This is a genomic window from Alteromonas sp. 1_MG-2023, assembly GCF_030547075.1.
GTDB lineage: Bacteria > Pseudomonadota > Gammaproteobacteria > Enterobacterales > Alteromonadaceae > Alteromonas.
Genome location: NZ_JAUOQH010000015.1, coordinates 87,248 through 110,092 on the forward strand (window position 1 = coordinate 87,248; position 22,845 = coordinate 110,092).

The window sequence follows — 22,845 nt, forward strand, 5'->3', positions numbered from 1 at the left end:
TGCGGCAACTTATTGCCCTTGCCCTAACTGCAGAACCCGACGGAATATCCGTTTAGTGGTGTCGGCAACCTGAACGTTGGTTTCATAGGCTTTTGACGCTGACATCATATTAGCCATCTCTTCAACGATATTAACGTTAGGCTTATAGATGTAGCCTTCTTCGTCAGCCATCGGATTATGTGGCGCATATTCCACTTGTAATGGCGCATCGCTTTCTACAATTCCTTTCACTTCAACACCCACACCTTGGGTTTGATTACCCATTGCACGCTGCAGTTCAGCGGCAAATACAGGGTGCCTTGCTCTGTAAGTTTCGTCATAACTGCTGCTAACCGAGTTGGCGTTAGCGATGTTACTTGCGGTGGTGTTTAAGCGAACATTTTCAGCTTCCATACCGGTGCTAGAAATTGACATCACATTAAATAAGCTCATGATTACTGGCCTCCAGAACTAAGGGCTTTTTTCATACCTTTAACTTTACCGTTTATAAACTCAAGGGTGGCTTGGTAACGTAACCCATTATCGAGAAAGCGGTTACGTTCCGACTGTACTTCAACCGTATTGCCGTCGCCGGTGTCAGGTTGAGTAGGTATGCGGTATTGCAATTCGAAATTAGATGCTACCGACGACATATCGCCACCCATGTGTTTTTCGTTTGTTCTCACTAAACTTCCACCACCTAATGTACGCTGCCCTTCTTGGGCGCTCATCGCCGATTCCATCGCTTTATTAAAGTCGATGTCTTTAGCTTTATAACCAGGGGTGTTGGCGTTTGCTAGGTTTCCAGAAATGACTTCCATTCTGTCTGTGCGAATTGCTAACGCCGACTGATGGAACCCGACTAACTTGTCGAGATTAATGGCCATATTGAAAACTCCTAGCTGCGAAATTCCGAAAATACGTGTGGAACATATGCCACGTATTCGCTGTTATAGTGAATTACTAGCAAGGCAGATGCCAATCTGAAGATTGGCGCGGTATAAAAAATGAAGGAACAACAGCGTGTTAAAAGAGATATGAAAATTAACCAAATATTTTCAATAAGTTAGGTGATTATTTTTTTTGGTAGTACAAACCAGGGTTACATTTAATCATAGCGTATGTATCGCTTGCCGCACTGATAGATTCAGACGCGCCAAGGAATAGGACACCGGCAGGTTGCAGTTGTCCGGCAATTTGTTGCAGTATCTTTTGTTTTACCTCTGCCGAAAAATAAATCAGCACATTGCGGCAAAAAACGATGTCGAAGCGGCCAAGTGCTGCATAGGAGGTTAACAAGTTTAAACTTCTAAACGAGACCATTTTGCGCACTTCTTCTTTGACCTGCATTTGCCCGCTTTCATGTTGTTGAAAAAACGTAGCCCGCCGCTGAGGTGACAACCCCCTAGCTAAGGAAAGCTCATCGTACAGACCTTGGCTACATTTATTAAGCATCTCTGACGACAGGTCTGTAGCAACAATTTCAACGCCTTGCCTTAACACGCCAGGTCGTTGTTTTTGATACTCCAATATCGACATGGCAATAGAATACGGTTCTTGCCCGGATGAACACGCCGCACTCCAAATTCTAAGCTTTCGGTTTGTGGTTGCTAACTGAGGAAGTAAATCACGTAGTAATAATTCAAAGGGGTAAGTATCCCTAAACCATAAGGTTTCGTTGGTGGTCATTGCGTCGATAACACTTTGTAAAAGGCTACGATCATAGCCCTTTACTACTACATCAATTAAAGCATCTGTATTGTCATAATTATGCTTATACAACAATGATGCAAGGCGACTTCTTACAAGGTATTGCTTGTTTTCGCCAAGCACAATCCCACACTGTTTCTCGAGGAAATGCCGAAATTTTTCATAACTTGCCGGCGAAACATTTTTATTATCCAACCCCTTTTGCTCCGTTATTCACAATCTGTCATGAGCCACTTCTGAACAGCGGTCGCGAGTTCATCAGGGTGAAATTTAGCAATAAAGTCGTCTGCGCCTACTTTCTGAACCATAGCTTGGTTGAATACCCCACTCAATGAAGTGTGTAGTACGACATGAAGCTTTTGTAGTTCAGGTGTATTTTTAATTTCTGCTGTTAAGGTATAGCCGTCCATTTCCGGCATTTCAATGTCGGACACTAGTACCCCAATTCGCTTAGTAATATCGCCGTACTCTTCAGCAATTTCCTTTAAGCGGTTTAACGCTTCTAAGCCATTCTTTGCCAGCTCAATTTCTAACCCAAGTGAGGTTAGCGCTTTTTTGACTTGGTTTCTTGCCACCGCAGAGTCATCAGCAATGAAGATAATTTTGTCTTCTTTACCTTCTGTCGAAAGCGTTTCAGCAACATCCGCACTCACCTCAGCATTAAGAGGCGATATTTCGTTGAGGATCTTCTCAACGTCTAGAATTTCGATTAATTCATTTTCGACTTCAGTAACCGCGGTCAAGTAGCTGGCACGGCCTGTGCCTTTTGGGGGAGGCATAATGGCATCCCAATTGGTGTTGATAATTCGCTCAACAGCACCAACCAAAAAGCCTTGTACAGAACGATTGTATTCAGCAATAACAATGAAAGCGCTCGATAAATCCTCGATGCGCTTGCCGCCCGTAGCCATGCTCAAATCGATAACAGAAATAGTTTGCCCTCGAATATGCGCTATACCACGAACTAATGAGTTTAATTTAGGCATAGAAGTAAGCGGTGGACACTGGAGTACTTCACGGACTTTAAAAACATTGATACCGAAACGCTGACGGCCGTTGAGTCTGAACAACAACAATTCAAGACGGTTCTGACCAACAAGTTGGGTACGCTGATTAACCGAATCTAAAATTCCCGACATATCTCACCTTTTTAAATACTGGGCATGATCATTGCCTTATCAAAGAGAATAGACAATATCACTAAATGTATGCAGGTCAAACGACAGAAAAATGACGGTTTCGCTGCATGAACGATACAATTACAGAATTACCTAACTTATTGTCTCGAACAATTTTATCTATTAAGCATAGACAATAACTTGGTAACTGAACATGAAAAGTGACTATGAAAAATTCAAAATTTATTAAATCTTGGTTTACAGGTAATCGTCTGCCACTTTTTATCTCTTTAATAGCGGTGGTTTTAGCCCCACATAGCTACGCTGAGACGATGCATAATGCTGTGGGTAAAGGCGCTCAAAAATACTTAATGTCGGTGCTGAATATACATGATGATACTGATATCGCCGTTACCATTGCTGATGTAGATGAAAGAATAAACATTCCACAATGCCCTACAGGGTTCCAATACCACGCATCTGATGAGTCGCTCACTCAATCTTATATTTCGGTGCGCGTGAGTTGTGGCAATAATGATTGGTATTTATTCACCAGTGCGCAGGTAACTCGAACGAAAGAAATTGTGGTCACCTCAGGGGCAGTTAGCCCCGGCACGGTGCTAACTGCATCTAATCTTACGCTAGCCGCTGTAGATATTAAGCGACTTAGATACAGCGCGTTTACTGACGTAGATGCGTTAATTGGCGCTAGGATGAAGCGCCGTATCGTAGATGGTCAAGCTGTGCAATCAAATATGCTATGCTTTGTTTGTAAGGGCGACAGAATTACTATTCGCGCATCGCTTGGCGGTATGGCAGTAAAAACATCTGGTATAGCGCAGCAAGACGGGGTTATTGGGGATACGATTAAAGTAATCAATGCCAGCAGTCAGAAGCCTGTCATAGCAGAAGTCGCCAGTGCTCAAGAAGTCGTGGTACACTTGTAATTCTAAGTGCTAAAAAACTATGTTTTCGTTGTATAAAAGTCTAAAGAAAAGAAGGCTTGTGCCGATAACTTATACAGAGGCGAAAAGGTAGTGGAGAAATATTATGGCAATTAACAATGTAAACAATGGGTTACCTAAAACACCTGTTGATAATACGAAAATTTCGCAACAGAATCAGTCACAGCAAGCACAGCAGCAACAAGCGACTGCCAATAATGCATCTGTTGCTCAGGCACCACGACAAGATTCAGTGTCTTTGACTCAGTCTGCACAGCAGTTGAATCAAGTACAGAAAAAAGGTTCTGAAGCGCCTGTTAATCAGGAAAAGGTTGACCGTTTGAAAAAAGCGATCTCAAGTGGTGAGTATAAAGTTAACCCTGAAGTGCTAGCGAATAAAATTGCGAAGCTTGAGGGCGAAATTTTTGGACAAAAATAAATAGGTTCTCATGACTAGTAATCTTCATTCAGCATTATCACAACAGGTCGCTAATTTAGAGGGTCTGGGTTTACTGCTTGAAAAAGAATTACATTTAATCAGTTCAAGAGATCCGGAAACATTAATCAATTTGTTAGAAGAAAAATCTGAATTATTAGAATTAATTCAGGCTACAGACCAACAAGTTGAAGGGTTTTATCGCCAAACCTCAGCCGACGCTGTCAGCGCGGATGAGCAAGGGTTAATGGACAAAGCGAAAAGTCTTTTAGACGACTGCAAGTACAGAACACAAATTAATCAGAAAGCCGTAGAGCAAGGACAGCTTCGCCTCACACACTTACGAAATCTGATGTTAGAAGTACGCGCTAAAGAGTCATTAACCTACGATAAAAAAGGTAAGCCAAACGCAGGCCGATTGGGTTCTGGCGTTAGCGCCTAGTTAAGGTGTTTAAGCATGTAAGTTCTGCGCTTAAACTTGTCTTTGACTCAATGCTTAAGTAACACCTAATCCTTCCCCGCAATACCAAGAACAATCATTATTCGAATACAAAAAAGCGCGTTTAATACGCGCTTTTTTGTATCTTTACTATTTGTATACGAGCTATTTGTATCTATGGCTATTTGTAAACATGCCTCTTTATATATGCAGCTAGCTGTAAGTAAATTGCACTTTAACTAGTAATACTTAATATCTTTAATTCGTTGCGGCTTTGCCGTCGTCAAATAAATGTCGTAAACGCGATGCATATCAAGCTCAAGTTCTGTTGCGTAAGTATCTTCACCTACTGGGTAACTCTTTATTACCCTAGCCCCTCGAATTACGCCTTCCACCGAGGCCCTTAAGGTTTCATTATCGACCACTAGGCTCGACACTGATTGATTACCCTCAATGCGCTGACCATAAACCTGCTCTGCAAGCTCTCTATATGCTTCCAGCTTCGATGCTTTAATAGCCATTAAGGTTTTTACCGTTTCACTTTCGCCTCGTTGCGATGTGATAGGGGCATAGCCAACTGCGCTAAGCACAGGGTAATTTTCTGGCTCAACGGTCTCCCACTCTACATGCTTATCGACAAACAAACTGCATCCTGAAAGGCCGGTAAAACCCACTAATACAGCCGCTGTGGCCCATGTGCGCCCTCGTACCCATTTACTTAAAAATACCATAGAGAAACCTCATTCTCATTCTTTCTGCTATAGGAGTAAGCAATCTTTGCGCCTAAATTTAAATTTTGAAACATTGGCACTCATTTCGCTTACTTACCGAAGAAGCAGGTATATATTCACTGACGCAATGCACATGTAATCGCACTGCAATGATAGGACAAGACTGTGCTAGGCAAACAAATCATCGCTTATACATTTTTAGCTGTAACTTATTCTATTAGTAGAAGGCGTCAAGCTATGAGCTTCAACGTCGCTTCAATAATGGCGCTGTTTTGCCTTACTTTCGTAATATCAGGGCAAAGCCATGCCGCATGGTATGAGGCAAAAGGCCAAGCTATTATCGTAAATGGCAATAAAGAGAAAGCACGAAGGGATGCCACTGAAGAAGCCCTTAAACAAGCCTTGCTGTTTGCCGGTGCCTCTATTAGCAGTGTTCAACAACTAACAAACGGTTTGCTTGAAAGTGAGGACATCACGATAAGCAGCTCAGGCGAAGTTGATCATCTCGAACTTACCGATGAGGTGTGGCACAGCAACTATGTAACGGTTAGTGTTCGCGCTGATATTTTTCCCGCCACCAAACAATGCAGCGCAGTAGATTACGACAAGAATATTGCCACTAGCTACTTTATGGTAGAAAACAGGCAACATCTGGTTGAAGGAAAAATTCCTAACTTTTCAGAAGCCGTCACTCGGAAACTCGCTACGGAAATGTCTGCACAGGCGCAACATTTGAACCTATCCTTTATAGCTCCTCACACTACTCGTTGGGGAATAAATGGGCTTGAAGAAAATGTACGTGCACTTTCAGAAAAATCAAATGCGCAGTTTGTTCTGGTGGGCAGTATTAGTGATGTAAGTGTACAAAGAGACCGCCCTTCTTCACTCGCATTTTGGAAAGAAGAAAAGGCCACTCGCTATTTTTCACTCAGCATTAAAGTGTTTGACGGTATTAATAGCGGACTATTGATGCAACGAGATTACCTCACCGAAGCCGACTGGCCTTTCGATAGGTTTACTGATGTAGATGAGTTTTCTGCTGTATTTTGGCGAAGCGAATTCGGCGATGCAATTAAAAAGCAAATGCATCAACTCACCACCGACATTAGCGAAACCATAGCTTGTCAGCCTTTAACAGGACGCGTACTTGATGTGACAGGTTCTCACCTTTCTGTGTCGTTAGGTCGTGATAATGGCATTCAAACTGGTGATACACTTTTTGTTTACCAAACCAGCGAAATCGTTGATAGGCAGGGGAAAGCTTATTTGCAGTACCATATTTATCCAGGGGAATTTGTTGTAGAAAATGCTTATGGTAACTCTGCTAAAATTATTCATAAAGGCAGTGGAATAATCGCCAATATTCAAGAAAGTGACTTCGTCATCAAGCGATAGAATAGTTTTTATATTAAGCGTAGTACTTGGTTTAGCTATTCTGCCATGCTATACCTATACCATAGTATACATCTGTATATATGAATTCAGAGGTGCCGACTATAAGGTGCTTATACTTTAGTATAATAAAAAATAAATAAATCATGACCCTTTCGATATTTGCGTCCAACTGCTTTTTAGTTTTCGCTCTGATGTTGGCAGGACAGCAAGTGAAGGATCATCTGTCAATTGACTTCTCCATACTCGAACAACAAGTAAAACTTCGTTTTGGGGAAAGTAAAGCCAACAATGTCAGACAGTTAGAAGAAACACTAAGCCACTTAAACAATCTTCCAGTTACCGAGCAACTTGAAGGCGTAAACCGCTTTTTTGATGACCATATTCAGTACGCTACAGACGACATTGTATTCAAACAAAAGGACTATTGGGCGACCCCCGCAGAGCTTTTCGGGCATTCTCGTGGAGATTGCGAAGATTATGCCATTGCAAAATATGTAGCTCTGCTACACTTAGGCATTGATAGCACTAAACTTCGCTTAATTTATGTTAAAGCGAAAATTGGTAGAAGCCGAGTGACACAGGCACATATGGTTTTAGGGTATTATGAAAATCCGTCTTCAGATCCTTTGGTCTTAGACAGCTTAGTCTCTAACGTATTGCCAGGTTCACAGCGAACCGACCTTACCCCTGTATTTAGTTTTAATGACTCAGGAATTTGGTCCCCCGGCGCCACCAAGCAAGTTTCCGCTTCTACCAGTAGGCTATCAAGATGGCGCAATGTTATTGAGCGCATGAAAAAAGAGGGAATAAAAAGAGAATCCTGAGGAGTCTATGTCAATAACAAGAGAGTTGTGGCTAGCGATAATAGCCGTTGTTCTTGTTGCCATCGTAGGAAGTGTATCTATACACGGTGCAACTACAAAGCGATACGTAGAAGAACAACTTTATTCGAAAAATATCGATAACGCGAACATGCTAGCCCTTACGTTGAGCAGCTTAGAGAAAGATACTGACACCCTTGATTTGTTTATCATGTCTCAGTTCGACGTTGGCCACTATGCGTCAATTATGCTGCAAAAACCTAATGGCGAGATTGTCTCTAGCCATACTCATACTGTTCAGTTAGATGAAAAAACCCCTGTTTGGTTCGCCTCCCTTTTCAGTCCTGACGTCGCTCCAGGGATAGCACAGGTTACTGAAGGCTGGGGGCAATTTGGTGTGGTAACGGTAGAAACTGACACAACATTTGCCGTTGCCTCTATGTGGAAAGCTACACTACGATTAATACTTGGCTTGTCTCTTGTTGGCACAGTTGCCGGCCTTATTGGCGCTTGGTTTCTACGAATGATTATGCGCCCCCTTGATCAAGTAGTAGAGCAAGCTGAATCATTTAGCCAGATGCAATTCATACAAGTCAAAGAACCTAGAACTCTTGAATTAAAACGTGTGGTGCGGGCAATGAATTTTCTCGCAAGTAATTCTCAGCGAATTATGGATGATGAAAACACCCGCCTTGATATACTGCGCCACAAAACCCAGTTTGATGATGAATCAGGGCTCGCAAATCGAGACTATTTCATTTCAATTTTAAAAGGCCAATTAGCATTTAGAGATACCGAAGGTGTTAATTGCATCTTTTTATTAAGAGTTGTGGGAGGAAAAGAAGCATTCCTTCGCAACGGCCCAGAAGGTAGAAGAAAAAGGCTGATACAATTCACTGATAGCATTAACGAATGCCTTGCTATGCACCATCATCATTATACGGACTGCAGAGTAGCACGGATGCAAAAAAATGAGATTGGCATTTTGCTCACTGAAACTCACGATATTGTTTCATTAGCAGAAGCAATTCATGGTGCATGTTTAGCTGAGTTGTCTGAACAAGGCGACCCCAAACTATTTCAATCTGTAGTAAGGTTGCGCCCTGATGATAATGTGGCCTCAACCTTAATGCGTTTAGACACTATGTTAGACGATGCCATTGATAGAAAGATGAGCGAGCCCTATATCGAAGGTACACTAGACAACCCTATCTCCTTGGTTGAAGAAAATCGTTGGAAAAAAGTGCTTACCGAAGGCATTACTAACCAAGCGGTAGAGACATTTAATTTCCCAGTTTTAGATAGCAATAGGCAGCTTGTGCATTATCAAAGCTGGGCTGGAATTGAGATAGATAACGACTTAAGAAAAAGTGGTTATTATACCCACTGGGCAAGATACCTAGGTTTGCTACCCTCTTTAGAGCTCGCGACTATTTCTCATCTTTTTTCTTATATTAAAAAGTCGGGAACCAACGCCACATTTGCCTTTTTGTGCTCAGAGCAGTTTATCCTCAATCAAGAAATTTTGGCGCAGCTGTATTTTCAAATCAAAATGAATGAAGATGTTGCTTCTCAGCTTAACTTTGAAGTGAGAGAGTCAACCGCTGCTCGCTTCCCTCGAGAATTTGAGCTTTTTTGCACAACACTGAAAGCCAAGGGTTGCGGTATTGGGCTAAAGCGGGTTGGCGAGTCTTTTTCTCAATTGATGAACGTACAAGAACTTGGACTAGATTATGTGGTTATCGATTCAGCCTTCATGGCTGATATAAACTATAATCCAGCGAATCATGCGTTTATTAGGGGCTTTTGTTCTCTTGCTCACACCTTCGGCATTCGGGTATACGCCGATGGCGTGAAAGGAAATAGTACTCAAAATCTATTTGTGGAATTAGGAATAGATGGCGTAGTCTCAAATATTGAAGTTATAGAGCATCTTTTAAATGACTAAACTCCCCCAAAGACAGTAATAATCCTATTCTGTCTTTAGCGTTTAGTTTTTTTAATAAAGTGCCCACATGCTCTTTAATTGTTCGTTCAGTCAGTTTAAGATTTCTTGCTATTTCTTTATTACTTAACCCTTCAAGGATACCGGTTAGCACGTCTTTTTCTCGCGCTGTTAACGTGCCTATCTCTGGCGTTTTTGCCTTTAAATTTAGCGTAGTCGCCACCGCAGACGTTGTGCTTGCATAAAGCTCACTGGGTACCCAAATCCCCCCCTCTTTCAAAACACGGCTTACTGAATTAAGCAAAGAATATTGGCCTAGTGCATGGCAATATGCTCGTGCCCCTAACATCAAGGCTGTTTGCATTTCTGGCCTGTTGTATTGATAGGTTAACAACACGATATTAGGGCACTTGCTACGAGCTGCGATAATATTATCACGCCAGTTTTTATGAAAGGTCGATACCCAAATACTATCTTCTTTCGTACAGTTGATATCTTCTAACGTAGAAAACTCAACCCAGTCCTGTGAGTCGAAATCAACAGAAGATTGAGATGTAGCCATTAAATAATGTTTCATCTATCGCTCCCTTAATGCAGATGAGGTAACGGTGAAAAGCGGAGATAAAAGATAATTCAGCACAGTCTTCTTACCGGTCAAAATATCCACCTGAACAATCATGCCTGGCTTAATATCTAAAGGCGTATCAGCAATGGTTCTTTTCGTTTCAAGACGAACTAAGAAATAAGTTTCATCTTTTTCATTGGTAATGGCATCCGCGCTAATATGCTTAACTTCGGCATCCATCCCTCCATAAATAGTGAAATCATAGGCGCTAAATTTTAGAATGGCTTTTTGGCCTCCGCGAATAAACGCAATGTCTTTTGGAGACACTTTGGCTTCTACAATTAGCTGGTCGTCTTGGGGAATGAGTTCGATAACCGCACTACCGGGAGTAATAACACCACCTACTGTGTTGATAAGTAATCGCTGAACCGTGCCATTAATAGGCGACTTTAATTCAGCTTGAGATACTACATCTTCCAACGTGGTTTGAGATTGCTGCAATGTGGCCATTTCACCAACCGCATCCGTAAGTTCTTGGTTCCATCGATTGATTAATTTAAGCCTGCTTTCTTCTTTACTAATAACTTCTTCTTCAATCGTAGACAACCCACGCTCGATAGCCACTTTAGACATAGCAATATTTCCTTCGAGCTCCACTATCTGTCGTTCTAATCGTAAAATTTCTATTTCAGATACTGCGCCAGATGCCAATAAGGGCCTAGTTACCGCCAATTCTTTCTGCGACAAAGTCAGTACACTTTTGTATTGAAAAAGGTTAGCTCTTTCTTCTTCTACATCTTGCTTGCGCTGTTGAATACGACTATCTGAACCTGCAGCTACTTCATTCAACTCAGCAAGGTTGGACGTATAAAGTTTTCTTTCGTTTTCAACTATTTTAGGGGCTTGTTCTATTAACTCAGGTGAAAAGCTCAAGTTGGTTTTATGGGTTAAGGCTGACAAACGCTGCACCTTCGCGGCAAGGGCTGCGAACTGAGTTGTGTTTTCCTCTAAGCTAGAAATGAACCGTGTGGGATCAACCCGCAGCAATACATCACCTTTTTGAACCTGTTGGCCTTCTCGCGCCAAAATTTCTTGGACAATACCGCCATCATAGGATTGTAGTATTTGTAATTGCTGCGAAGGAATAACCTTACCTTCTCCCTTGGCAACTTCATCAATTTCAGCAAAGTACGCCCAGATCAGCATCATAAATAAAACACCGGCTACGCTATATAGAAGTCTTTTCGCTTTCGCGGGGGTTTGCATAATTCTCGCCCACTCAGCTTCAAGTACCCAGTCGTGGCCTGCAGGCGGTGCTAACCAACCTCTAACCAACTTATGTAAAATGCTATTGTCGTCGCTGCTTTTAATAATCACTGTGCCGTCCCTTGCCTTGAGGGCACTGATTTAAACTGGGGAAGTACATCCTCTTTACGGCCATCGGCTATCACTTTGCCATTTTCAATTACAATCACTCTATCGACTAAGTCGAGTAGCGTTGTACGATGTGTATTAAGGATAAACGTTTTGCCTTTTATGGCCTCTCGAATGGTTTCTTTCATCATGACTTCATTGGCTGAATCCATAGCGGAAGTAGGTTCATCCATGATAAATATTGATGGGTTGTAAATTAATGCTCTTGCCATAGACACAGCTTGACGCTGCCCTCCAGATAGCTGTTTACCACCCTCTCCAACTTGCTGCTCGAAGCCATTGCCATGATTATTAACTATTTTAGCGAGGCCACATCGCTTAGCCACATCCCAGAGTCTTTCGTCATCAACACCGAAGTGGGCAGGTAAAATATTATCTCTTAACGTGCCTGAAAAAAGATGCACATCTTGTGGTACATAACCTATGTTTTGCCTAAGTAATACTGGGTCGTATTGCTTCATATCAATTTCATCTAATAGAACTTGCCCCGACTCTGCTTTATAAAAACCCATCAGCAGTCGGTTAAGGGTAGATTTACCACAACCGTTTTTCCCAAGGATGGCAACGTGCTCTCCTTGTTTAATCGTAAGATTAATGTCTTTTAGCGCTAAAACATTTTCATTTGGGTAGCGGAAACAAAGTTGCTTAACCTGAATATTTCCGTTGAGATGACAGGCGCTTTTTATTTGCTGGCCGCTTCCCCCTTCAGAAGGAAGAGACATAATTTCATCTAACGCGCTTTTTGCGGCTTCTGCTTGATGGTATTGGGCTAACAAGGCCGCAGCTTGGGAAACCGGCCCCATGGCTCTACTCGACAGTAAATAGGCCGCAATTAACCCACCTTGAGTAATACTCCCTTCAATAATGAGGTATACCCCTGTCAGAATGATCACCACACCCACCGATTGTTGAATCCATAATGCCGAGTTATTAACCGACATAGATATTAAGCGTAATTTAGCATTCACTTTGGCTAAAAATATGGTCTGCTTTTCCCACGCACTCTGCGTTCGGCTTTGATAACCAAACGCTTTTAGATCTTCAAGGGCAGTGACACTTTCTGTGACTAGCGAGCTTTTGCGAGAACTAATCTCCATCGATTCTTCAGACAATGAGCGCATCACCCGCTGCGCTTTCAGGGCATAAAGGAACAGAAGTACAGTACCTAGTAAAATTGGAATAACTAAGTAGATGTCTATCATGGCGATGATAAACACAAAGAGTAAACCGAAAGGTAAATCCACCAACGCCACTAAGGTCAGTGAACCAAAGAAATGTCGTATGCTTTCAAAGGACTGCAAGCTATTAATAAAAGCACCACTCTTGGCGGGCTTATTAACTAAATCAATAGAGAGTACTTTTTCCATAATTTTAGCCGACATAGTCACATCTAAACGACTCGCGGCAAGTTCTACAAAATACTGCCGAAGCACCCGTAGCAGAAAATCCGCAGCGAGAACTAAAAGTACCCCAATGGCTAATGCCCACAAGGTTTCCATGGCTGCATTAGGCACCACACGGTCATACACATTCATCACAAACAAAGGTAACGCGATAGATAATAAACTGATGAATACTGACGCAAGTAACACGTCGCGATACAAGTCATAGGCCGACTTAACCGATGACCATAGCCAATGCCCTACGGAGTTTTTTTCCACTTTCCCAGGCTGCGACTCAGTCTGAGACATAGGCCGAGCAAATATAACGTACCCCGTAAACTGAGCATCGAGCTGCTCCCGTTCCGTTGATACGATTGCAGAGTCTAATTCTGGGTAGGATACCTTCGCAATATCATCGCCTAATTCATGTAAAACACAGGCTTGCTTACCTTCCATAATTAACACTGCTGGTAACAAAGCGGCATTAATGTGGGCCATGTCTCGTTTTGCAGTACGACTTGCTAAGCCAGCTCGCTGCGCGGCCCGTTCGAATCCGGTAGGAGATAGCTCACCGTTATCAAGGGGTAAGCCACTCAGTAGGCTCACCCTAGAAACCGACAAATTGTGCGCTTGACAGATAATCATCAAGCAATCCATTAGCACGCCGCCCTGATTTTCTAAATCAAACAGAGCACCTTGTTTTCCCTGACTCTCAGGCATTAATCTCCCCTACTCCCAGCCTATCAGAGCTGTATAAGCGTCGCTTCAATTCGACGGTTTTGTTCGTTTGCGGATTGTGATTCCTCATTAACAATAGGTCGGGTTTCACCGTAACCCACAGAGGTGATACGTCGGCTATCAACGCCTGCAGTTTCTATCAACATAGCGGCTACTGCACTGGCTCTGCGCTCAGATAAACGTTGGTTGTAAGCAGCGTCTCCGTCTAGCGAAGCGTGACCGTGAATAATCACGCCTGTAGTATCGCTACTGGTAAGTGCATCAATGACTTTATTAAGCGAAGATGCATACTCTTTTGAAACTTTAGACGAATTTGATGCAAAGGAGATATCGATACTAAAAGAGGTAATGACATCTGCATCATCTAACGTGTAATCAGCGGCATTCGCTGGCATCGTCATGGTTTGAGGATCAGGAGCTTTTGCCTCACACCCAAAATCATCAACCTTGGCACCAATGGTTGAATTGACACAATCGTCCCAAATATCAATGATGCCATCTGCGTCAGAATCTCTTTTTAGAATGTTACTTGCGTCATCTAACGATGTACGAACTGCCGGGCATATATGGTTAGGATCGTAACCCAGCTCTTTTTCAGCGAGTTCACTCACACTAGCGACTCCTTCACGGCTTACACCTAGTGCTTTAATCAGCACACCTGATGCAGCCAATAGTCGGGCTCTTGCGTTCTCTAACGTGAAGGTTGCCTGAATATAAGCTCTACTTGATTCGTAAAACTCATTTTCTGAATCTAGCAAGTCGAGCAAAGAACGCTCGCCAATAGTAAACTGATCCATGTACGCCGATTTCACTCTGTCGGAAGACAATCGATGCGCATTTAATGAAGGAATTTGTTCGGTGAGGTTGGAAATATCATTGTGCGCAATTTGAATCGTTTGGCGCATATCAACACAGGCTTTATCTCTTAAGTCTTTGGCTAAATCAACTTGAGATAATGCTTGCCTAATAGCTGCTCTATCTGCACCGCCGTTGTAAATATTATACGAAAAATTGACCCCAACACTTGCCTCAGAAATAGTGTTATTAAGCGCTGCTTCATCTCGAGTTTGCGCCCCGTAACTTGCGGTTAAATCAATTTGGGGCTGATAGCGACTTCTTGCGCTATCAATAGCAAAACGTTGCGCATCAATATTATAGATAGTTGCGTTAAACGAGGGGCTTGTCTCATATGCGGCCAATAAAACTGACTGTATATCCATTTCTACTGACTGTGGCATCGCACTTGCGAGCGAAACATCAGTCAAGTTTGCAGCCGGCTTTTCACCCACTAATCTCAAAAATCGTGCTGTTACATCATGTAAATTAGACAACTCAGTGAGTACATTAGATTCTGATAAAGATAGGCGACCACTCACTTGCTCTAAGTCAGCGCGTCTACCTACGCCCGCGATAACGCTTTCTTCAATTTGTTTAAATACATCTACATGAGTAATTAAGTTATTTTCGGCTAAAGAAAGTAACTCCCGGTAAAGCTGAACATCCAAATAAGCTTGAGTGGTCTCTAGTGATTTCTGCTCTATCTCTCCCAATAGTTCGTAATAACGAACCACCTGAGCTTGCTTAAATCTGCTGATCTCACTGGACGTGAAAAAACCATCGTAGAGTAGCTGAGTCAACCTAATTTCAGCGGTATGACCTGCGTATTCTTGATCTAACCCATAATTGCGATCGGTATACGCACTTGTTGCAAGCACATCAACCGTAGGACGATAGCCAGATTTTGCAATATCAACATCTTCCATCGCAATTTTAAGTTGCCGCCAACTTGCCTGAACTTCAGGGTTTGAATTGATGGCTTTACTAACATATTGCTCCAGCGAAGCGCTACCCATTCCGGGTGAATACTCTTGCGCAAACAACGATAAAGACACTAATCCAAGTAAACAAACCGTCAGTATTTTCTTCATACTTACATTACTCACATCCATTCTTGAAAGACCGTCAGATGAATTTCACAACATGCACAAAGCCTAGTAGTAAATTTGAAATCCTGCCAAGCAACAAAAGTCTAATTTTGTCTTTAAATGAATAAATTAGGGGTAAATACCCAGAAGCTCGACCTATAGATACGACGAAGGTATATCCTCACCCGTACTACGGTCCGGTAACCAATTTCGAAATAGCGACTAAACTTTGCCTTAAGATTTTCAGTGATAGTGAAAAAGGGTTAAACATGGCCGACGTAATTATTCTAGAAGTTAACGGTGAAGCAGTAATTGAACGTTTCGAAACAGGCGAGCAAACATCTGCGAGTGAAAATGTTCGTTTATCAGAAGGCGATAGCCTGAACATTCCCGATGGTAGTACAGTGTTGGTCAGTGTGGACGGGGTTGTCAGAGAACTACCTTCTGGACAAACCGTAACATTCCCTTTGCAACTAGATTTTACTGACGATAACAGTGACGACCAATTTGCAGTTTTTGATGACAGCGTTGAAGACCTTAATGCCCTGCTAGACCAAACTGGTGACGGTCAACAACTTGACCAAGACTTTCTTGATGTACTCGCGGGCGATGAAGATATTTTAGAATCGTTAGAAGCAACGGCTACTGGTTTAGACGGTGGCGGCGCCGCAGGCGGTAGTAATTTTGTTCGAGTAGACAGAGTAAACGAAAGTGTAGATCCAGTCTCTTTCGAATATGAGCAGGAAACTAACGATAACGAAACTCTCACATCTGAGCAATCTACTGACAGTGGCGATGAAGCTTTTGATATTGAATTGTCATTGGATGCATTGCCCTTAGATAATGATGCTACACCTACACTATCTGGTACCACCGACGCGACGGCAGGTTCAACAGTTACGTTAACCGTTACGGACAATGCCGGTAACGTTCAAACCTTAACGACCACCGTTCAAGCTGACGGTACGTTTACCATCGATGTACCTGCTGAATTAGCAGAAGGTGATTACACCGTTGAAGCATCTGTTACCGACGCTGCTGGGAATACGGCGACTGATACTAATACAGGTGAAATTGATACCACTGCACCTGACATTTCGTTAGATGCGCAAGGTACCGGTAACGACACTACCCCAACACTATCAGGCACCAGTGATGCCGCGCCAGGCTCTACGGTTACATTAACCGTAACGGACAGTGCAGGTAATGTTCAAACCTTAACCACTACTGTGCAAGCTGACGGTACGTTTACTATTGATGTACCTGCTGAACTAGCAGAAGGTGATTACACCGTTGAAGCATCTGTTACCGACGCTGCTGGGAATACTGCGACTGATATTAACACAGGTGAAATTGATACCACGGCACCTGACATTTCGTTAGATGCGCAAGGTACCGGTAACGACACTACCCCAACACTATCAGGTACCAGTGATGCGACGGCAGGTTCAACAGTTACGTTAACTGTTACGGACAGTGCCGGTAATGTTCAAACCTTAACCACTACTGTACAAGCTGACGGTACGTTTACCATCGATGTACCTGCTGAACTAGCAGAAGGTGATTACACCGTTGAAGCATCTGTTACCGATGCCGCGGGCAATACTGCGACTGATACCAACACGGGTGAAATTGATACCACTGCACCTGACATTTCGTTAGATGCGCAAGGTACCGGTAACGACACTACCCCAACACTATCAGGCACCAGTGATGCCGCGCCAGGCTCTACGGTTACGTTAACCGTTACGGACAGTGCAGGTAATGTTCAAACCTTAACGACTACTGTGCAAGCTGACGGTACGTTTACCATCGATATACCTGCTGAACTAGCAGAAGGTGATTACACCGTTGAAGCATCTGTTACCGATGCCGCGGGCAATACAGCGACTGATACTAATACAGGTGAAATTGATACCACGGCACCTGATATTTTTTTAGATGCGCAAGGTACCGGTAACGACACTACCCCAACACTATCAGGTACCAGTGATGCCGCGCCAGGCTCTACAGTTACGTTAACCGTTACGGACAGTGCAGGTAATGTTCAAACCTTAACGACTACTGTGCAAGCTGACGGTACGTTTACCATCGATGTACCTGCTGAATTAGCAGAAGGAGATTACACCGTTGAAGCATCTGTTACCGATGCCGCGGGCAATACTGCGACTGATACCAACACAGGTGAAATTGATACCACGGCACCTAACATTTCGTTAGATGCGCAAGATACCGGTAACAACACTACCCCAACTCTGTCAGGCACCAGTGATGCGACGGCAGGTTCAACAGTTACGTTAACCGTTACGGACAGTGCAGGTAATGTTCAAACCTTAACGACTACTGTGCAAGCTGACGGTACGTTTACCATCGATGTACCTGCTGAATTAGCAGAAGGTGATTACACCGTTGAAGCATCTGTTACCGATGCCGCGGGCAATACTGCGACTGATACCAACACAGGTGAAATTGATACCACGGCACCTAACATTTCGTTAGAAGCGCAAGATGCCGGTAACGACACTACCCCAACACTATCAGGCACCAGTGATGCCGCTCCAGGCTCTACGGTTACATTAACCGTAACGGACAGTGCAGGTAATGTTCAAACCTTAACGACTACTGTGCAAGCTGACGGTACGTTTACTCTCGATATACCTGCTGAATTAGCAGAAGGTAATTACACCGTTGAAGCATCTGTTACCGACACTGCTGGGAATACGGCGACCGATTCATTCAGTGCTGAAATCGATGTTACAGGGCCAACAATAACGCTAGACAACCCAGGTGTTAATGGCGATCCTACCCCTACACTTTCGGGTTTAACTAATGCGTTACTAGGTACAAGTATTACTTTTACAGTGACCGACAGCGCTGGCAATACACAGACTTTCACCACTGTGGTTGAAGCAAACGGCACATTCAGTGTGGAAATGCCGGACGAACTAGCTGAAGGTACATTTGAGGTTTCAGCGTCTATTGCTGATGAACTAGGTAATACAACTGAAACAACTACCTCGGGAGAGTACAACGCCACGAGTCCTGCCATCGTTGTTGATCAACCCGATCCCACCAATCAGACCACGCCAACGATAACTGGCGATACCAATGCTCCCGAAGGCAGTGAAGTGGTGATTGTGGTTACTGACAGTGAGGGTAATGAACAAACGATCACGACTACCGTAGGCGCTGATGGTAGTTTCAGCGACGATGTTACCGATGAGTTAAGTGAGGGAGAGTTTACCGTCGATGTTACTGTAACCACACCTGACGGTAATAGCTCAACATCCACCGTGACCGGCGAGGTGAATACTACCGCCCCTGTCATTTCTCTAGATGCTATTAGTACCACTAACGATGACATTCCCGTGATTAGTGGTAATTCGGATGCTGACGCAGGCTCTGAAGTCACTCTTGAGATTGTTCTTAGTGACGGTAGCACCCAAATAATCACTGCGATTGTGCAAGAAGATGGTAGCTTCAGCGCAGAAGTACCGGCAGCAATAGCTGACGGAGATGTTACCGTAAACGCAACCGTAACAGACAATGCTGGAAATACATCTTCTACCTCAGTCAATGCGGCTATCAATGCAAATGGCCCCAACGTCATTACCGAACCAAACACATTAACCAATGGCAGTCAGGGGGTATCGGGCAGTTCAGACACACCAAACTCAGATGTAGCTGTCGTCATCACCGACGGCGCCGGAAACAGTCAAACCGTTTCAGGCAGCACTGACGAAAATGGTAACTTCACTGTCGACTTGCCGGAAGGCATTGATGATGGTGAATACACCGTTGATATAACCGTAACTGATAGTGACGGCAATAGTTCAACAACAACTTCTACCACGGTAATTGATACTACGCCCCCCGTTATTACCATTGATCCTCAAGCAGACACCAATAATACATCTCCTATTATTTCGGGAAGTAGTGATTTGCCTGAAGGCAGCGAAGTCACCATCACAGTGACTGATAGCGAAGGTAATGAGCAAAACATAAATACAGTAGTGGACGAAAACGGTAACTTCACCGCTGATCTGACCGATGCATTACCCGAAGGTGAGTATACCGTTTCTGTGGGTGCTACTGACGAGGCTGGAAACACCACAACCACTACTGATACGAGCGGAAATGTAGATACTACCCAACCTTCATTAACGATTGACCCACTAAGCACAAGCAATGACGGCACCCCATTAGTATCAGGAAGTACTGACCAAGCACCAGGATCAACGGTTACGTTAATCGTGACAGACAGTGCCGGCAATGAACAAACCATCACGGCAACTGTTGATGAAGACGGGAATTTCAGTGTAGAGACCAGTACTGCTTTAACAGAAGGTGAGTTTTCGGTTGAAGCGTCTGTAACTGACGATGCAGGAAATACAACTACCGTAACTGAAACCGGTGGCGTGGTTGATACACAAGCCCCCACTATTACGTTAAACCCAACGGGTACGGGAAATGATACGACGCCAACTGTTTCTGGTGCTACCGATTTACCCGCTGGTAGCGAAGTCACCCTTACCGCAACTGATAGTGCTGGCAATATACAAACTTTTACAGCAGTTGTAGACACCGATGGAACCTTCGCAGCCGACGTACCTTCTGAATTACTTGATGGTGAGTTCACCATTGAAGCAACGGCAACCGACAGTGCTGGAAACAGTTCAACGGCAACTGAAACGGGCACAGTTGATACGAGTGCACCGTCACTAGCGTTAAACACATTAGGTAACGACAACGATACCACTCCCACCATTTCTGGTAACACAGACTTACCTGCTGGTAGCACAGTGACTCTCACTGTGACTGATGCATTAGGCAATTCACAGACATTCACCGCAGCCGTTGATGCAAATGGAAACTTTAGCACTGATGTACCTTCTCCTCTTGCTGAAGGTGACTATGACGTAACTGCTACAGCAACAGATTCTAGTGGTAACACCGCTACCGCATCTGAAACTGGCGGCAATATAGATATAACGTCACCGCGAGTAAATTTAGAAACCCAAGGAAGCACTAACGACGCCTCTCCGACTATTTTTGGCACAACAGATCAAGCGCCAGGTAGCACAGTGGCGATATCGGTGACAGATAGCGAAGGCGATACACAATCATTCACCGCAACCGTTGATGAAAATGGGGCATTTTCTGCAGAGGTACCAGTCGAACTTGCTGATGGTGAATACACGGTGACTGCTACCATAAGCGATGATGCAGGCAATCAGGATACAGCCTCAACAGACGGTACAATAGATACCGCCGCCCCCACATTAAGCCTTGACCCACTTAGCAACGATAATGACAGCACCCCGGCTATTAGTGGAACCTCAGATTTACCAGAAGGTAGTACGGTTACCTTGGTAATAACTGATGGGTTAGGAAACCAACAAACAATAGAAGTGAGCGTGGATGAGAACGGTGGGTTTAATGCTGAAGTCCCGTCGCCACTTGCAGAAGGTGATTACAGTGTTACAGCTACCGCTACCGACACTAGTGGCAATACAGCAAGTACTACCGAAAGTGGCGGAACCGTGGATACGACTGCGCCACAAATTACCCTTGATGAACAAGGTACTGGCAATGATGCGACGCCAACACTTTCTGGCACCAGTGATTTACCTCAAGGCAGTATAATTACATTAACAGTCACAGACAGCGCTGGCGATATACAAACAATAAACGCCCTTGTTAATGCTGATGGCAGTTTTTCTATTGATGCTCCTGAAGCCCTGGCTGAAGGGGATTATTCAGTAACGGCTACCGCTCAAGATGAAGCAGGTAACCAGGCTAGCGCAACTGAAAATGGCAGTATAGACACCAATGCGCCTGCGCTCAGCTTAAACCCTCTCACTGAAAGCAACGATAACTCGCCTGTTATTTCGGGTGCTACAAGTTTACCCGAAGGAAGTACGGTAACTATTTCCGTTGTCGATAATGCGGGCAATACACAAACATTTACTGCTGATGTCGACGCGCAAGGTAACTTTAGTGCTGAAGTTCCAGATTCGTTACCCGATGGGGATTACTCGGTTACCGTTAACGCAACCGACCCGCAAGGTAATACTGCTAGCGTGACCGAGACTGGCGGCGTGGTGGATACCACCCCACCCACACTTAATTTAAATAATTTAGGCAGCACAAACGATACCACACCTACGATTTCAGGCAGTACAGACCTTCCAGAAGGTAGTTTAGTATCACTGCAAGTCACTGATAGTGCAGATAACGTACAAACGATTAATGTACTTGTTGATTCTGACGGCAATTTTAATGTTGATGTGCCCACTGAGTTAGCCGACGGCGACTACACCGTTGAAGCGAGCGCAACAGATGCAAATGGCAATAGCGAAACTGCAGATACGACAGGAACCGTAGACGCAACGGCACCTGAACTTACGTTAGACCCACAAGCTCTAACAACCGATACTACTCCAACCATATCGGGTAACACTGATGTAGAAGCGGGTTCTTTAATTACTATTACCGTGGTTGATTCTGCTGGGAATTCCCAGACATTCCAAGCTAGCGTTCAAGGTGACGGGAGCTTTGAAGCTGATGTGCCAAATGTGCTAGCTGAAGGTGATTACACGGTAACTGCCACCGTGTCTGATACTAATGGAAATCAGGCTATTGAAACTGCAGCTGGCGGTAGTGTTGATTCGCAAGCGCCAACTGTAAACCTTAACCCTCTATCAACAGACAACGATACAACCCCTACTATTTCTGGTAATACCAACTTGCCAGAAGGTGCTGTGGTAGTCATTACCGTGACCGATAGCAATGGTGATAGCCAAACCATTAACGCTTTGGTAGATGATAGCGGTAACTTTATTACGGATGTACTAACTCCATTAGCAGAAGGTGACTACAGCGTTACCGCTACCGCCACTGATAATGCCGGCAACAGTGCAGCAGATACAGAAACCGGTGGCACCATTGATACTAGCGCACCTACTGCACCAGTGGTGAATGCTGGCAACGGCACCGAGATCACCGGTACTGCCGAAGCCGGTGCGTTAGTTAGTATTGATATAGACGGTGACGGCACACCCGATTACACGGTGACTGCCGATGGCGCTGGCAACTGGAGTGTGACACCTGATACCCCGTTAGCCGATGGTGTTGAGGTGACGGCCACTGCCACCGATGAAGCGGGTAATGAAAGTGCGCCAACTGCAGATACCGTCGATGCCGCAGCGCCTGTGGTAACTATTAATGATGTCACCACGAATGACACTACCCCTGAATTAACAGGCACGGTAAACGACCCA

The 22,845-nt window shown here is 44.0% G+C and carries 16 protein-coding genes; 7 read left to right on the top strand and 9 right to left on the bottom strand.

Annotated features, from left to right (window positions below; genetic code table 11):
* Nucleotides 1-9 precede the first annotated feature (9 nt).
* The 4 genes from flgC to Q4561_RS15480 form a co-directional block, all read right to left on the bottom strand.
* Entirely contained in the window at nucleotides 10-432 is a 423-nt protein-coding gene (flgC, locus tag Q4561_RS15465; RefSeq protein WP_303461788.1) for a flagellar basal body rod protein FlgC, read from the bottom strand.
* Nucleotides 433-434: 2 nt separating this feature from the next.
* A complete protein-coding gene (flgB, locus tag Q4561_RS15470; RefSeq protein ID WP_303461790.1) occupies nucleotides 435-866 on the bottom strand; it encodes a flagellar basal body rod protein FlgB in 432 nt (143 codons plus the stop codon).
* 187 nt (nucleotides 867-1,053) lie between these two features.
* Nucleotides 1,054-1,884 carry a protein-glutamate O-methyltransferase CheR gene (locus Q4561_RS15475; protein ID WP_303461792.1) on the bottom strand — a complete coding sequence of 277 codons (831 nt, stop codon included), beginning with the start codon at nucleotides 1,882-1,884 and terminating at the stop codon, nucleotides 1,054-1,056.
* A gap of 14 nt (nucleotides 1,885-1,898) precedes the next feature.
* Complete coding sequence (locus tag Q4561_RS15480) at nucleotides 1,899-2,828, bottom strand: chemotaxis protein CheV (RefSeq protein WP_303461794.1); 930 nt, start codon at nucleotides 2,826-2,828, stop codon at nucleotides 1,899-1,901.
* A gap of 206 nt (nucleotides 2,829-3,034) precedes the next feature.
* On the opposite strand from Q4561_RS15480, the gene flgA reads away from it, so the two are divergent.
* From flgA to flgN, 3 genes are all read left to right on the top strand, one after another.
* On the top strand, nucleotides 3,035-3,754 hold the full coding sequence (gene flgA / locus Q4561_RS15485) for a flagellar basal body P-ring formation chaperone FlgA (protein WP_303461795.1): 720 nt from the start codon (nucleotides 3,035-3,037) through the stop codon (nucleotides 3,752-3,754).
* A gap of 103 nt (nucleotides 3,755-3,857) precedes the next feature.
* Nucleotides 3,858-4,190, top strand: coding sequence for a flagellar biosynthesis anti-sigma factor FlgM (flgM, locus tag Q4561_RS15490; RefSeq protein WP_303461797.1), 333 nt, complete (start codon nucleotides 3,858-3,860; stop codon nucleotides 4,188-4,190).
* 10 nt (nucleotides 4,191-4,200) lie between these two features.
* Complete coding sequence (gene flgN / locus Q4561_RS15495; protein ID WP_303461798.1) at nucleotides 4,201-4,629, top strand: flagellar export chaperone FlgN; 429 nt, start codon at nucleotides 4,201-4,203, stop codon at nucleotides 4,627-4,629.
* 236 nt (nucleotides 4,630-4,865) lie between these two features.
* Here flgN and Q4561_RS15500 read toward each other — a convergent pair whose 3' ends face one another.
* Complete coding sequence (locus Q4561_RS15500) at nucleotides 4,866-5,357, bottom strand: LPP20 family lipoprotein (protein WP_303461799.1); 492 nt, start codon at nucleotides 5,355-5,357, stop codon at nucleotides 4,866-4,868.
* A gap of 237 nt (nucleotides 5,358-5,594) precedes the next feature.
* Between Q4561_RS15500 and Q4561_RS15505 the strand changes: the two genes are divergently transcribed.
* The 3 genes from Q4561_RS15505 to Q4561_RS15515 all read left to right on the top strand — a co-directional run bounded on the left by Q4561_RS15505 (nucleotide 5,595) and on the right by Q4561_RS15515 (nucleotide 9,521).
* A complete protein-coding gene (locus Q4561_RS15505; protein ID WP_303461801.1) occupies nucleotides 5,595-6,752 on the top strand; it encodes a flagellar assembly protein T N-terminal domain-containing protein in 1,158 nt (385 codons plus the stop codon).
* A gap of 209 nt (nucleotides 6,753-6,961) precedes the next feature.
* Nucleotides 6,962-7,576, top strand: a complete 615-nt coding sequence (locus Q4561_RS15510; protein WP_303461803.1) for a transglutaminase-like cysteine peptidase — start codon at nucleotides 6,962-6,964, stop codon at nucleotides 7,574-7,576.
* Between the two features lie 7 nt (nucleotides 7,577-7,583).
* On the top strand, nucleotides 7,584-9,521 hold the full coding sequence (locus Q4561_RS15515; RefSeq protein ID WP_303461805.1) for a LapD/MoxY N-terminal periplasmic domain-containing protein: 1,938 nt from the start codon (nucleotides 7,584-7,586) through the stop codon (nucleotides 9,519-9,521).
* Here Q4561_RS15515 and Q4561_RS15520 read toward each other — a convergent pair.
* The 4 genes from Q4561_RS15520 to Q4561_RS15535 are packed head-to-tail and all read right to left on the bottom strand — an operon-like array spanning nucleotide 9,496 to nucleotide 15,580.
* Complete coding sequence (locus Q4561_RS15520) at nucleotides 9,496-10,095, bottom strand: helix-turn-helix transcriptional regulator (protein WP_303461808.1); 600 nt, start codon at nucleotides 10,093-10,095, stop codon at nucleotides 9,496-9,498. The genes Q4561_RS15515 and Q4561_RS15520 overlap by 26 nt on opposite strands.
* On the bottom strand, nucleotides 10,096-11,460 hold the full coding sequence (locus Q4561_RS15525; protein WP_303461810.1) for an HlyD family type I secretion periplasmic adaptor subunit: 1,365 nt from the start codon (nucleotides 11,458-11,460) through the stop codon (nucleotides 10,096-10,098).
* Complete coding sequence (locus Q4561_RS15530) at nucleotides 11,457-13,619, bottom strand: type I secretion system permease/ATPase (RefSeq protein ID WP_303461812.1); 2,163 nt, start codon at nucleotides 13,617-13,619, stop codon at nucleotides 11,457-11,459. Before Q4561_RS15530 ends, Q4561_RS15525 begins: the two co-directional genes overlap by 4 nt.
* Before the next feature lie 23 nt (nucleotides 13,620-13,642).
* The gene (locus Q4561_RS15535; protein ID WP_303461814.1) at nucleotides 13,643-15,580 is read right to left on the bottom strand and encodes a TolC family outer membrane protein; all 1,938 of its coding nucleotides are present in this window, start codon (nucleotides 15,578-15,580) and stop codon (nucleotides 13,643-13,645) included.
* Between the two features lie 251 nt (nucleotides 15,581-15,831).
* Between Q4561_RS15535 and Q4561_RS15540 the strand changes: the two genes are divergently transcribed.
* The coding region (locus Q4561_RS15540) for an Ig-like domain-containing protein (protein WP_303461816.1) at nucleotides 15,832-22,845 on the top strand (7,014 nt) is incomplete at its 3' end.